This is a genomic window from Ochrobactrum soli, assembly GCF_003664555.1.
Taxonomy (GTDB): Bacteria; Pseudomonadota; Alphaproteobacteria; order Rhizobiales; family Rhizobiaceae; genus Brucella; species Brucella teleogrylli.
On record NZ_RCHH01000003.1, the window covers coordinates 400522 to 414154 of the forward strand.

Consider the following 13633-nt stretch of genomic DNA (forward strand, 5'->3'; position numbering starts at 1 on the left):
ATGCTGGTCGCGGCTCAGATCGTCCGCTTTTTCATCTGCTCGGCGATGTAATCCGCCTGACGGATGGCCAGCGCCACGATGGTCAGGGTCGGATTTTCCGCGCCGCCGGTCGTGAACTGGCTGCCATCGGAAACGAACAGGTTCTTGATGTCATGCGTCTGCCCGTGCTTGTTGACCACGCCGTCCTGCGGCTTCTCGCTCATGCGATTGGTGCCGAGATTATGGGTGGAAGGGTAGGGCGGTGTCGGGAAAGTCCGAACCGCACCGACCGCTTCATAGAGCGCCTTGCCCTGCGCATAGGCATGGGTGCGCATGGCGACGTCATTCGCATGGTCGCTATAATGAACATCCGGCACCGGCAGGCCATGCTCATCCTTCACGTCCTTGCTCAATGTGATGCGGTTGTTCTCCTGCGGCATGTCCTCGCCAACGATCCAGAGGCCCGCCATGTTGACATAATCATCCAGCGCCGAAGTAAAGCTTCGACCCCAGCCGCCCGGATTAAGGAACGCCGCCATGAAGGGCAGGCCAAGCGAAATGGTCTCCATTTCATAACCGCCGACAAAGCCGCGCTTCGGATCGTGGATCGCTTCGTCGCGGATGATGCCTGCCATGGTCGTGCCGCGATACATGTGAACCGGCTTTTCGAACGAAGCGTAAACCGATCCCGTCGTGTGCCGCATATAATTGCGTCCGACCTGTCCCGATGAATTGGCGAGCCCGTCGGGAAATTTCGACGAGGCCGAGTTGAGCAGCAGGCGCGGGCTTTCGATCGAATTGCCTGCCACACAGACCACACGCGCTTTTTGCAGATGCTGCTTGCCGTCCTTGTCGGCATAGAGAACGCCCGTCACCTTGCCAGCCGCATTGTGTTCGATCTTGAGCGCTGTGCATTCGGGACGAACTTCCAGCTTGCCGGTCTCTTCGCCCTTGGGAATTTCGGTATAGAGCGTCGACCATTTCGCGCCCCATTTGCAGCCCTGGAAACAGAAGCCGGTTTGCTGGCAGCCCATGCGGTCATCGCGCGGCGCAGAATTGATCGCCATGCGACCGGTATGACATTCCTTGTAGCCGAGCTTGTCGGCACCGGCTTTCATCACCTTGAAATTATTGTTGCCGGGCAGGCCTTCAATGCCGTTGGTGCGCGTCACCCCCATTTTGTCCTCGGCCTTGGTGTAATAAGGCTCCAGATCGGCAAGGGTAATCGGCCAGTCGAGGAGATTCGCGCCTTCCAGCTTGCCGTAATTCGTCAGCGTGTGGAATTCGTGTTCCTGAAAACGCAACGATGCGCCAGCCCAGTGCGTGGTGGTGCCGCCGACCGCCTTGACGATCCATGCGGGCAGATTTGGGAAATCTTTCGCGACCCGCCAGTCGCCGGATGTGGTGCGCTTGTCCAGCCAGGCGAGCTGCGCAAAACTGTCCCATTCATCATTGATGAAGTCTTCGAATTCGTGGCGCTTTCCAGCTTCCAGAATAACGACGTCGATGCCTTTCTGCGCCAGTTCGTTGCCGAGCGTACCGCCGCCAGCGCCGGAACCGATGATAACGACGACCTTGTCGTCCTTGAGATCATATGGAGCAGCCATGGTTTCCTCCCAATGCTTCGCCGTTTCCGCAAAGCGCTTGGCGCTTGCCGAACGGTAATGCCGCTTTGAATTTGGTTCGGTTGAGCTTGATCCGGCTCTTTAAAGCCACTCGATATCGTCGAAGCCGCGCTTGATATAACCGCCCTTGGAATAGGATTCGCCTTCGTAGCCGAAGAGCGGCCAGATATCCTTCTGGTTATAAAGGCCGGTCACAAGTCCGCTGCGCACCTTCTGGAAGAAGGGGCTTTGTTCAATATCGCGCAGGATCGCCACGCGCTCTTCCTCCCAACCGAGACCCAGATAGCCTCCGGCTCCGGCCCGTTTGTCCAGATCGGCAACACCGTCCTCAATCAGCTTTTTCAGCGTTTCATCCTTGGCGGAATCCGCGTCGTAGGGTTTGACGGCAATGGCGTAGAACCGGTCGGGAAGCTTGTCATGCGGATAAATATCGCGTGCGAGCTGGATCAGCGTCGCTATGGTTTCGGGCTTGAGCGTTGTCGTTTCAAGCGCCCATGCAAATTGCGGGCAGATAACGGCATTGCCGCTGATGACCAGCATGGCCCCAAGGCTCAGGCCCGCACCGCGCTTCAAGAGGTCGCGGCGGGAGAGCTTCTTCTTTTCGTGGGTGGAAAGACCGTCGAAAACGGTTGTCATTCGGTTCTCCTCCTTTGCTTGCCCATCCGGAATGGATGGACTGGCTGCGCGTACCCGGCGCATTTTCGTCACCGGGAACGCTGGCGTCTGTCGTGGCCGCTCCTCTCGGCCATGACAGGCGATATGGTGCCGGGCGGCTTACTGGTAACGGCCGCCGCGCTGCAGAACTTCGATCTTGTAGCCATCCGGATCTTCGGCAAAGAAGAAGCGGGCAAGCTGCACACCGTTGTTCTTGAAATCGACAAGCTTGCCGACCTTGAAGCCAAGCGCGGTGAAGCGCGCATGTTCGGCGTCGACATCGTCCACGACCACAGCAAGATGACCGTAGCCATCGCCCAGATTGTAGGGTTCGGTGCGACCCTTGTTAACGGTCAGCTCGACTTCGAAGTCGGCTTCTGCATTGCGCAGATAAATCAGCGTGAAGGTTTCGAAATCAATGCGTTCTGCAATGTCGAGCTTGAAAGCTTGGTGGTAGAAGGAAACGGATTTTTCCTCGTTGAGAACGCGGATCATCGAATGAATGGCTTTAGCCACAAGTGACTCCTATTTCTTGCAGGTCATTTTTGGCAGCGCTTCAGCAAAAGCGGCTTGCGATTGTCTCACTGGTTGTCGATTATGAAAGAAAAAACGACGGCGTGGTGGCAATCGGCTACCACAGCGCAGTTCGTGCTCTAAAGGATGGAGGAACCCATGTGCAAGGTTTTCGCCGAGCAGGACCCGGAAGGCTACCGGCAGATCAATCGCTCTGTGCGCATCGGCGGGCATTCCACCAGCATTCAATTGGAAGCGACCTTCTGGCGACTGCTGGATGCGATCGCGGCCAGCCAGAATCTGACCACGCCGCGCTTCATCTCGACGCTCTATGATGAAGCGCTGGAAGCCAATGGCGCAATCCCGAATTTCGCCTCCATGCTGCGCACCACCTGCGCGCTTTATCTCATGGGACACCGCCCGGAAGCCGCCGTCTGCGAGGAAGCGGCCTGAAAGGTGCGCCGAATGAGGCCCAGAATGAGCATTGGCCTCTTGGTGAAAAGGGATTAGGGGAGTAGGGGAATAAGGGAATAGGGCAGTAGGACAATATGTTCTATACATACTCACTTACTCACCTATTGCCTTACTGCCTTCACTAAAGGAATCGAAATGGCAAGCGTAACGCGCGAACAGGTTCTGGAACGGCTGAAGACCGTGACGGGACCGGACTTCGAAAGCGATGTTGTGTCGCTCGGACTGGTATCGGATATTTTTATTGCCGACGGCAAGGTCTTCTTCTCCATCACGGTTCCCGCGCAGCGCGCGGATGCGCTGGAGCCGATGCGGCTTGCAGCGGAAAAGGCCGTGAAGGAAATCCCCGGTGTTTCCGGCGCGCTGGTCACGCTGACGGCGGAAAAAAGAGGCGGCCGCACCAGCGACGACGCTCCGCCGCCGCCCAAGCCGCAACCGCGCCCTGCCGCTGCCGCACCCGCACAGCATCGCCATCCGCCGCAGCCACAACGTGCAGCAGCCAAGCCCGGCATTCCGGGCGTCGGCGCGATCATCGCCGTCGCATCCGGCAAGGGCGGCGTTGGCAAGTCCACCACGGCGGTCAATCTGGCGCTCGGCTTGCAGGCCAATGGCCTGAAGGTCGGCATTCTCGATGCCGATATTTATGGCCCCTCCATGCCGCGCCTTCTGGGCCTTTCCGGTCGCCCGGAAACGATCGAGGGACGCATCCTGAAGCCGATGGAAAATTATGGCCTCAAGGTCATGTCGATGGGCTTCATGGTCGATGAGGAAACGCCGATGATCTGGCGGGGTCCGATGGTCATGTCGGCGCTGACGCAGATGCTGCGCGAAGTGGCCTGGGGCGAGCTTGATGTTCTGGTCGTCGATATGCCTCCCGGCACCGGCGACGCACAACTGACCATGGCGCAACAGGTGCCGCTGGCTGGTGCGGTTGTCGTTTCGACGCCACAGGATCTGGCGCTGATCGACGCGCGCAAGGGCTTGTCCATGTTCCGCAAGGTGGATGTGCCGTTGCTCGGCATCGTCGAAAATATGAGCTACTTCATCGCGCCTGATACGGGCAAGCGCTACGACATTTTCGGTCACGGCGGCGCGCGCAAGGAGGCCGAACGCCTCAATGTGCCGTTCCTCGGCGAAGTGCCACTGCATATGGATATCCGCGCCCATTCGGATAATGGCACACCGGTCACGGTGGTCGAGCCGGATAGCGAACACGCGAAAATCTACCGCGATATCGCGTCCAAGGTCTGGGAAAACATGAAGGGCGGCAATGGTGCTGGCCGACCAGCACCGGCGATTGTTTTCGATTAAGGGAGTAGGGGAGTAAGGGAGTAGGGGAATAAGTGAAAAGGGCGCTTGAACAAAGTTTCGGCCTTACTAGCCTATTCCCCTATTCCCCTATTCCCCTATTCCCCTATTCCCCTATGCCCCTATTACGTAACCACCGTCGGCGCATCGCGTCCGCTGCGCTTCTTCACTTCGGCGATCTGCTCGGCAGCGTCGATCAGCGCGGCGAGCGTTTCCTGCGTATCAAGATTGTGCTTGGCGGTGTCCGCTTCGTAGCGCTCGATATAGATGCGGATGGTGGCGCCTGAAGTGCCGGTGCCGGACAGGCGAAGCACGACGCGCCCGCCATCGGGGAAATAGATGCGGATGCCCTGATGCTCGCTGACCGAATGGTCCACCGGGTCATGATAAGCGAAATCATCAGCTTTCTCGATCTTCAGACCGTTGACCGTGGTGCCCGGCAGGCTCGAAAGCTTGGCGCGCAGGTCAGCCACCAGCTTTTTTGCGATATCTGAATCGACCGCCTCATAGTCGTGGCGGGTGTAATAATTGCGCCCGAAGCGCGCCCAATGTTCCTCGACAATGGCCTTCACGCTTTCCTTGCGCACGGCCAGAATATTGAGCCAGAGCAGCACGGCCCATAGACCGTCCTTCTCGCGCACATGGTCGGAACCGGTGCCGGAGCTTTCCTCGCCGCAGATCGTGACCTTGCCATTGTCCAGCAGATTGCCGAAGAACTTCCAGCCGGTTGGCGTTTCATAGATGCCGATGCCGAGCTTTTCCGCCACGCGGTCGGCGGCGGCGCTGGTCGGCATCGAACGTGCTATGCCCTTGATGCCGCCCTTATAACCGGGTGCCAGATGCGCATTGGCGGCGAGCATGGCGAGCGAGTCGGACGGGGTGACGAAAATACCGCGTCCGATAATCAGGTTGCGGTCGCCGTCTCCATCGGAGGCTGCGCCGAAATCCGGTGCATTGTCCGACATCAGCAGATCATAGAGATCTTTTGCGTAGACGAGATTCGGATCGGGGTGATGCCCACCGAAATCCGGCAGCGGCACGAAATTGACGACGCTGCCGTCCGGCGCACCCAGACGGCGCTCGAATATTTCCTTGGCGTAAGGCCCTGTCACGGCATGCATCGCATCGAATTTGAGCCCAAAGCCGCCCTTGATCATGGCGCGGATGGCGTCGAAATCGAACAGGCTTTCCATCAGCTCGGCATAATCGGTCACCGGATCGAAAATGACGATCTCGGTGTCACCCAGCTTGGTGCTGCCGAGCTTGTCGATATCGATATCGGCCACATCGGCGATTTTGTACTGGTCTATCACCTTGGAGCGAGCGAAGATCGCATCGGTGATCTTTTCCGGTGCCGGGCCGCCATTGCCGATATTGTACTTGATGCCGAAATCTTCCTTCGGTCCGCCGGGATTATGGCTGGCCGAAAGCACCATGCCGCCAAATGCCTTGTATTTGCGGATCATGTTGGATGCGGCTGGCGTGGAAAGTATGCCGCCCTGACCGACCATGATGCGGCCGAAGCCGTTGGCTACCGCGATCTTGATGAGCTTCTGGATCACTTCGCGATTATAGAAGCGTCCATCGCCGCCGACCACAAGCGTCTTGCCCTCAAAACCTTCCAGCACATCGAAAACGGACTGAATAAAGTTTTCTGCATAATTGGGCTGCTGGAATACGGGAACCTTCTTGCGCAGGCCTGATGTGCCCGGCTGCTGGTCCTGAAAAGGCGTGGTCGCAATCGTCTTGACGGTCATATCTTTCCCGTTCGATTCAATGGTTTCAAGCGGTTAACTTGTCGGCATTTGCGGTCATTGCAAGACAAAATAGATCAAACTTGTCATTGGTAAATAACAAACCGTGTGCGTGTTTTACAAATTCTGGAGATTAACCTGCATCCTTGAACAGCACGCTCTGGTCGAACAGATACCGGTTGGAGAGCGGCAGACTTGCGGCGCCCATGGCCTTGGCGTGGACGCCCACATTGCCCTCGATGATCTCCGGCGCGCTGAGGCCTTGCAGGTCGAGGCGGGAGAGTTCGGCCCGCGTCGCTTCGACAATGCGATGGCGAACGCCTTCCGGCAACCATCCATCGATGATGGCCGCAGGAAAATCGATGATCGACGCAGCCGCCACCGCCGCATGGGCAAGCCCCCGCGCGGCAAGTGCGATCCAGGCATCGAGCGGTTCGCCGAAATTGTGCCAGCTTTCGGGCGATAGCCAGAGATCGTCGGACGAAATATTTCTCTCCTGCAACAGCCGCTCCAGCACGAAAAGCGAGGCGGTATCGATCAGCTGCAATGTCGCGCGTCCATCTTCGGCGCTGCGCATGCGCATCGGCATGGAACCGAGCGCACCGGCATTGCCTGTGCGTCCCGGATAAAGCGTGTTGTTCAGCACCACGCCGCCACCAATGAACGAGCCGATGAAGAAATAGACGAAATCGGTGAATTCCGGCCCGCGCCCGAAGGTGAGTTCCGCGCCACAGGCCGCCGTGCCGTCATTCTGAAGAAACACGGGGAACGGAAAGACCGCGCCGAAATCGTTGACGAGATCGGCATCGAGCCACGCATTCATGTCGGCGGCGGGCGCGCCCACTTCCTCCACCCAGTTCCAGAGTTCAAACGGCAGCGCGATGCCGAGGCCCGCAATGCGATCGCGCTTGTCCGGATCAAGTGCGGCGGTGAAGGCGGTAATGCTGTCAAAGGCGAAACGGCGGATTTCGTCGGGCACCGGCCAGCGATAGGTGATATGCCTGCGTTCGCGGATCGCGCCCAGAAAATCCATCAGGATGATTTCCGCGCTGCGCCGCCCGATCTTGAGGCCGAAGGAAAAAACGCCGTCCGCTGCAAGCCGCATCGGCATGGAGGGCTGGCCGACGCGCCCACGCACGCGCTCGCCTTGCGTAATCAGCCCGTCTTTTTCCAGCGCGCGGATGATGACGGAAACAGTTTGCGCCGAAAGTCCGGTCAGGCGTGCAATATCGGCTCGGGCCAGCGCGCCATGCCTGCGCACAAGCGCCAGAACCAGCCGCTCATTATAGGCGCGCACGCCGATCTGGTTGGAACCGCGATTGATACTCGCGCCCGGTTCGGCAAATTTCTGCATGGCAGGGCCGGGCGAGCCTGCCGGGCCGCCCCTTGGCTCGGAAACGTCCTGTTCCGGATGATGCCTGACCATTTTCTCTCCCAGATCCCACGCTTAACACCCAGTTGCATTCTTCGTGATGCCGGTCTGCATCGAGCAATTTCCTGTGCTTCGGTGCTCACGTACTTTTAAGTACGCTCCGCTCCGGTGCTCGAAAATCACTCGTTTCGCCACGGCCTGACGAATTTGCAACTGTAGTGTTCGGGCACGGCGAGGTTCCTAACCCATTCATCGCAGGAGAAAAAGCCTCATTCTGTGGGATATGAAATAAAAACAAAAGCTTAAGCAGCGAGATGCGCGCTTTTTTCAGCGTGGCGTCGCGTCTTCCTCGGCTCTCTCCTCCCGGGGCGAGAGTGACACAGTACATTAATAAATCAAGTGGATTTATTAATTGACTCTGTTTCGAAGCCGTGTTTTGCTTCAACCATGCCGGGGGAAGAAGGACCGGTTTCACTCTGGGAGGAGTTCATGAAGAAGACAGTTCTGTCGGCGGCCTTTGCTGCCTTCACGCTTGGTGTTGCCGCACTTCCAGCGCATGCTGCCGATGTCGGCGCGTGCCTCATCACCAAGACCGACACCAATCCCTTTTTCGTCAAGATGAAGGAAGGCGCTGTCGCCAAGGCCAAGGAGTTGGGCGTCAATCTCAAAACCTATGCGGGCAAGATCGACGGCGATTCCGAAAGTCAGGTCGCGGCCATCGAAACCTGCATCGCCGACGGCGCCAAGGGCATTCTCATCACCGCTTCCGACACCAAGGGCATCGTGCCGACGCTGCAAAAGGCGCGTGACGCGGGTCTTCTGATCATCGCGCTCGACACGCCGCTGGAACCGGCGGATGCGGCAGACGCGACTTTTGCAACGGATAATTTCCTGGCCGGAGAACTGGTCGGAAAATGGGCCGCAGCAGCGCTTGGTGACAAGGCCAAGGATGCGCGCGTCGCCTTCCTCAACCTGACCGCATCGCAGCCAAGCGTGGATGTTCTGCGCGATCAGGGTTTTGATGTCGGCTTCGGCATCGACCCGAAAGACAAGAACAAGCTTGGCGACGAGGACGATCCGCGCATCGCCGGTCGCGACCTGACCGACGGCAACGAAGAAGGCGGTCGACGCGCCATGGAAAACCTTCTGCAGAAGGACCCGAACATCAATGTCGTGCACACGATCAACGAACCTGCCGCCGCTGGCGCTTATGAAGCGCTGAAGGCTGTGGGCCGTGAAAAGGATGTGCTGATCGTTTCCATCGATGGCGGCTGCCCCGGCGTGAAGAACGTTGCGGCTGGCGTGATCGGCGCAACCTCGCAGCAATATCCGTTGCAGATGGCGTCGCTCGGCATCGAAGCGATCAAGAAATTTGCCGATACCGGCGAAAAGCCAAAGCCGACGGAAGGCAAAACCTTCGTCGATACGGGCGTGACGCTGGTGACGGACAAGCCTGTCGATGGCGTTCCGTCCATCGATACCAAGACTGCGCTCGACAAGTGCTGGGGCTGATCTTTTGAAATATCGGTCCGGCGGATCGTCAGATTTGCCGGACCGTTTTGCAGCTGAAAGCAGGAGATAATCATGAGTGAGCCAGAGGCGGCTTCCGCTGCACAAAAACCGTCGATGCAGGCGTTTGAAACGACCCTTTCGCAAAGCGCATCCGACGTGGCCTCCTTTGATGCGGGTGACCAGTCGGCGCTTTATCGGATGCGGAATTTCCTGCATCACAATCCGGCAGCCGTGCCGCTGATCGTGCTGGTCCTGTCGCTGGTGGTGTTTGGCGTCACATTGGGCGGCAAATTCTTCTCCGCCTTCGCGCTCACGCTCATTCTCCAGCAGGTCGCCATCACCGGCATCGTGGCCGCAGCGCAAACGCTGGTTATCCTCACCGCCGGTATCGATCTTTCGGTCGGCGCGATCATGGTGCTGTCATCGGTGGTGATGGGCCAGTTCACCTTCCGCTATGGCCTGCCAGCCGAGCTTTCCATCGTGCTTGGCTTTGCCACCGGCGCACTGTGCGGCTTTATCAACGGCTTTCTGGTGGCCTATGTCCGCCTGCCGCCCTTCATCGTCACGCTCGGAATGTGGCAGGTGATTCTGGCCACAAATTTCCTCTATTCGGCCAATGAAACCATCCGCGCGCAGGAAATAACCGCGCAAGCGCCAATCTTGCAATTCTTCGGCGAGAGCATTCGTGTCGGTGGCGCTGTCTTCACCTATGGCGTCATCGCCATGGTGCTTCTGGTGCTGCTGCTCTGGTATGTGCTGAACCACACCGCCTGGGGCCGCCATGTCTATGCCATTGGCGACGATCCGGAGGCGGCAAAGCTGTCGGGCGTTTCGGTCAAACCGATCCTGATGTCCGTCTATGTTCTGGCCGGTATCATCTGCGCTCTGGCCGGTTGGGCGATGATTGGCCGCCTTGGCTCCGTGTCGCCGACCGCAGGCCAGTTCGCCAATATCGAATCCATCACGGCTGTGGTGATCGGCGGCATTTCGCTCTTCGGCGGGCGCGGCTCGATCCTCGGCACCATGTTCGGCGCGCTGATCGTCGGCGTATTTTCGCTTGGCTTGCGCCTGTGGGGCACCGATCCGCAATGGACCTATCTCCTGATCGGCGTTCTCATCATCGCCGCCGTCGCTATCGACCAATGGATCAGAAAGGCTGCCGCATGAAAACCTCGGCTACACCTGTTCTCTCGGCAAAGGGTCTGGTCAAGCGTTACGGGCGCGTTACCGCGCTCGACCATGCCGATTTCGATCTCTATCCGGGCGAAATCCTCGCCGTTATCGGCGACAATGGCGCCGGTAAATCCTCGCTGATCAAGGCGCTGTCTGGCGCGATCAAGCCCGACGAAGGCGAGATCAAGCTCGACGGAAAACCGGTCAGTTTCCATTCGCCGATGGAAGCACGCCATGCGGGCATCGAGACGGTTTATCAGAACCTCGCTTTGTCGCCTGCGCTTTCGATTGCTGACAATCTGTTTCTCGGGCGGGAAATCCGCCGCAAGGGACCGCTCGGTTCGCTGTTTCGCATGCTCGATCGCGGCGCGATGGAAAAGATCGCCCGCGACAAGCTGACGGAGCTGGGCCTGATGACCATCCAGAATATCGGTCAAGCGGTGGAAACGCTGTCCGGCGGCCAGCGTCAGGGCGTTGCCGTGGCGCGCGCTGCCGCTTTCGGGTCCAAGGTCGTGATCATGGATGAGCCGACGGCAGCGCTTGGCGTCAAGGAATCGCGCCGCGTGCTGGAACTGATCCTCGACGTGAAGGCGCGGGGCATGCCGATTGTGCTCATCTCGCATAACATGCCGCATGTGTTCGAAGTGGCCGACCGCATCCATATTCACCGGCTCGGACGTCGCCTGACGGTGATTGACCCGAAGGAATATTCCATGTCGGACGCTGTGGCTCTGATGACGGGTGCAATGCGACCGAAGGCCGAAGCTGCCTAACTCCCTTGAGCGGGCTGCACGAATCGGGACATCTGTCCGCACGACCACGAAACGGAAATCGGACATGACGCCTATTGACCGCGAAGCCTTGCCTTCAGAAATTCTTGCGCGGCTTTCGAAGGTGGATAGCCGGCTGATCGTCGCCATTGCGGGTCCTCCGGGCGCAGGCAAATCCACCATCGCGGAAGAACTGCGCGTGGCGCTCAACAAGGGCGCTGATGGCCCATCCATCGTCGTGCCGATGGACGGGTTTCACCTTGATGACGTGATTCTCGATCAGCGCGGGTTGCGCAGTCGCAAGGGGTCGCCGCCGACCTTCGATTGCGCCGGTTTTGCCGCCCTGTTGGAACGGCTGAAACATGCACGCGACGAAGTGTTCATTCCTGTGTTCGACCGTTCGCTGGAGCTTTCCCGCGCGGCGGCCTCAGTGGTCGGGCCCGAGCATCGCGTGCTTCTGGTTGAGGGCAATTACCTGCTGCTCGATCAGGAACCATGGTCGGGACTTGCGCCGTTTTTCGACATGACAATCCGTCTCGATGTGCCTTTTCCGGTGCTGGAGCGGCGGTTGATCGACCGCTGGCTCTCTTTTGGTTTCGACGAGGAGACGGCGCGCAGCCGCGCATTGTCCAACGATATTCCGAACGCTAAGCTTGTCGTGAGCCAATCGCGCCAAGCGGAATTTGTGGTCGCGACGGATGGGCGATAATGGGGAATTGCTGTTTTCAAGGCTTGCGAGGATGCGCATGCGCCTGCATGATGGGGAAAAATCGTAGCATCCTGCAATTTCCGATCGGAATAATCCCCAATGACCGATTATGTCTTCGCGCCGCGCCCGCAGCCTATTCTGCCCGTGAAGGGCACGGACGCAGCTTTTCCCGTGCATCGCATCTATTGCGTCGGTCAGAATTATGCCGATCACGCCATCGAAATGGGCGGCGATCCGACCCGCAATCCGCCGTTCTTCTTCCAGAAAAACCCTGACAGTCTGGTGATCAATGGCGGCGATTTTCCCTATCCGCCCAAGACCGAGGATGTGCATCACGAAATCGAGCTTGTGGTCGCATTGAAGACTGGCGGCATCGATATTCCGGTCGAACAGGCGCTGGATCACGTTTATGGCTATGCGGTGGGCATCGACATGACGCGGCGCGACTTGCAAGCGGTCGCCAAGAAGGCCGGTCGCCCGTGGGAAGTCGCCAAGGCATTCGAGCATTCCGCGCCATGCTCTGCCATCGCGCCAGTATCGGATGTCGGCCATCCGCAGTCGGCATCGATTTCGCTGTCCATCAATGGCGAGACGCGCCAGTCTGGCGACCTCAACCAGATGATCTGGAAAGTGGCGGAAACGATCTCCTATCTTTCGTCGCTCTTTGAGCTGCAACCGGGCGATCTTATATTTACAGGCACCCCCGCAGGCGTCGGCCCCGTGCAGCGCGGCGACCACCTTGTGGGCAAGGTGGATGGTGTCGGCAGCTTGTCGGTTACGGTTGCCTGATTTTCTATAAAGCGCATCCCGAAAAGTGGGAACCGGTTTTCGGACAAGATGCGCGCTAAAGCAAAGGACTACAGCGCATTCCGAAAAGTGGGAACCGGTTTTCGGTCAAGATGCGCGTTAAAGCAAAGGACCAGAGCGCCGATCTGATTCAATCAGATCGAAATGCGCTCTAAGCGGAGGAGACAGAATGAGCACCTATCTTCCCGATGACGTGCATGATGCTTTGGAGCGCGTCATCGCTGAAAAGCACCCGGGTCTGAACCTGACAGAAGCCATAACGCTGATTTTGCGCAAATGGCTGGTCCATGAAGGCTATCTGCCCGCGGTGCCAGAACACGGCACACCGCCGGAAGAACTGAACGCGACCAATGATGATTAGCGCGTTCGATACCACGCCGAAGCAGCAAAGCCGAGGCGACAAGTGACGATGGCCAAGCATTCAAAACAGGGGGCGGGTCGCAAGGCGGCGCTCGGCAAACGCCTTTTGATTCTCACGATTCTGGCCATTTTGCTGGTCATCGCGCTCATCTGGATGAGCATTTATCTGTTCGATCCGAATGGTGGACTGGACTTCGACGATCTTGGAATATTTGCATTGGATTTCAATGTGATAGATACGATGCTGCCGCGCATTCTCTGAGCGCGTTAATCCTTTTGTTACCATTTGAAATATTCATTTTGGCGCGACCCAGACGTTTAGCGCTTCCGTTTTTCGTCTTTTGCATGGTACAGAACTGTCATCGACCGAAAGAATATTGACTGCAACGGGCTTCCTGGAGGCCGTTAAGCCAAGAGGATCTGGATGGCATTCGAGGACATCAAGGCGGAAATTGCGCTGCTGTTTGAGCAAATGGTGAATCAGCCGCAGGACGCCCATGAAATCCGCGAAACGGTTCGCGAAAAGCTGAATGCGCTCCGTGCGAACGGTTTGCCGCTGCCTGACGATCTGGTCGAGCTTGAAAAACGCATCGAAAAAGATTTCGATTCCTGAGAACGGGTCCAGC

General features: G+C 58.2%; 15 protein-coding genes. 10 read left to right on the forward strand and 5 right to left on the reverse strand.

Annotation, left to right across the window (positions count from 1 at the left end; all coding sequences use genetic code 11):
• Positions 1-14: 14 nt before the first annotated feature.
• The 3 genes from D8666_RS07315 to D8666_RS07325 all read right to left on the reverse strand — a co-directional run bounded on the left by D8666_RS07315 (position 15) and on the right by D8666_RS07325 (position 2774).
• Complete coding sequence (locus tag D8666_RS07315; RefSeq protein ID WP_109368102.1) at positions 15-1586, reverse strand: GMC family oxidoreductase; 1572 nt, start codon at positions 1584-1586, stop codon at positions 15-17.
• Positions 1587-1685: 99 nt separating this feature from the next.
• Positions 1686-2240: a Twin-arginine translocation pathway signal gene (locus D8666_RS07320; protein WP_109368103.1), complete on the reverse strand. Its 555-nt coding sequence runs from the start codon at positions 2238-2240 to the stop codon at positions 1686-1688.
• Between the two features lie 138 nt (positions 2241-2378).
• The gene (locus D8666_RS07325; protein ID WP_109368104.1) at positions 2379-2774 is read right to left on the reverse strand and encodes a VOC family protein; all 396 of its coding nucleotides are present in this window, start codon (positions 2772-2774) and stop codon (positions 2379-2381) included.
• A 156-nt stretch (positions 2775-2930) separates the two neighbouring features.
• Here D8666_RS07325 and D8666_RS07330 point away from each other — a divergent pair, with 156 nt between their 5' ends.
• Together D8666_RS07330 and apbC are read left to right on the forward strand one after the other, a co-directional pair.
• Positions 2931-3224, forward strand: a complete 294-nt coding sequence (locus tag D8666_RS07330) for a ribbon-helix-helix domain-containing protein (RefSeq protein ID WP_109368105.1) — start codon at positions 2931-2933, stop codon at positions 3222-3224.
• A gap of 156 nt (positions 3225-3380) precedes the next feature.
• A complete protein-coding gene (apbC, locus tag D8666_RS07335) occupies positions 3381-4553 on the forward strand; it encodes an iron-sulfur cluster carrier protein ApbC (RefSeq protein WP_109368106.1) in 1173 nt (390 codons plus the stop codon).
• Between the two features lie 122 nt (positions 4554-4675).
• On the opposite strand, the gene D8666_RS07340 is transcribed toward apbC, so the two are convergent.
• Complete coding sequence (locus tag D8666_RS07340) at positions 4676-6307, reverse strand: alpha-D-glucose phosphate-specific phosphoglucomutase (protein ID WP_109368107.1); 1632 nt, start codon at positions 6305-6307, stop codon at positions 4676-4678.
• A 130-nt stretch (positions 6308-6437) separates the two neighbouring features.
• Entirely contained in the window at positions 6438-7730 is a 1293-nt protein-coding gene (locus D8666_RS07345; RefSeq protein ID WP_109368108.1) for an ROK family transcriptional regulator, read from the reverse strand.
• Between the two features lie 435 nt (positions 7731-8165).
• On the opposite strand from D8666_RS07345, the gene D8666_RS07350 reads away from it, so the two are divergent.
• From D8666_RS07350 to D8666_RS07385, 8 genes are all read left to right on the forward strand, one after another.
• On the forward strand, positions 8166-9188 hold the full coding sequence (locus D8666_RS07350) for a sugar ABC transporter substrate-binding protein (protein WP_109368109.1): 1023 nt from the start codon (positions 8166-8168) through the stop codon (positions 9186-9188).
• A 72-nt stretch (positions 9189-9260) separates the two neighbouring features.
• A complete protein-coding gene (locus tag D8666_RS07355) occupies positions 9261-10355 on the forward strand; it encodes an ABC transporter permease (RefSeq protein WP_109368110.1) in 1095 nt (364 codons plus the stop codon).
• Positions 10352-11134, forward strand: coding sequence for an ATP-binding cassette domain-containing protein (locus tag D8666_RS07360; protein ID WP_109368111.1), 783 nt, complete (start codon positions 10352-10354; stop codon positions 11132-11134). The genes D8666_RS07355 and D8666_RS07360 overlap by 4 nt, the downstream gene beginning before the upstream one ends.
• 64 nt (positions 11135-11198) lie before the next feature.
• The gene (locus D8666_RS07365; protein ID WP_109368112.1) at positions 11199-11840 is read left to right on the forward strand and encodes a nucleoside/nucleotide kinase family protein; all 642 of its coding nucleotides are present in this window, start codon (positions 11199-11201) and stop codon (positions 11838-11840) included.
• A gap of 99 nt (positions 11841-11939) precedes the next feature.
• Entirely contained in the window at positions 11940-12629 is a 690-nt protein-coding gene (locus D8666_RS07370) for a fumarylacetoacetate hydrolase family protein (protein WP_109368113.1), read from the forward strand.
• Positions 12630-12816: 187 nt separating this feature from the next.
• Positions 12817-13008 carry a hypothetical protein gene (locus tag D8666_RS07375; protein ID WP_109368114.1) on the forward strand — a complete coding sequence of 64 codons (192 nt, stop codon included), beginning with the start codon at positions 12817-12819 and terminating at the stop codon, positions 13006-13008.
• 48 nt (positions 13009-13056) lie between these two features.
• A complete protein-coding gene (locus D8666_RS07380) occupies positions 13057-13269 on the forward strand; it encodes a hypothetical protein (protein WP_078339952.1) in 213 nt (70 codons plus the stop codon).
• A 162-nt stretch (positions 13270-13431) separates the two neighbouring features.
• A complete protein-coding gene (locus D8666_RS07385; protein WP_078339953.1) occupies positions 13432-13620 on the forward strand; it encodes a hypothetical protein in 189 nt (62 codons plus the stop codon).
• Positions 13621-13633 lie beyond the last annotated feature (13 nt).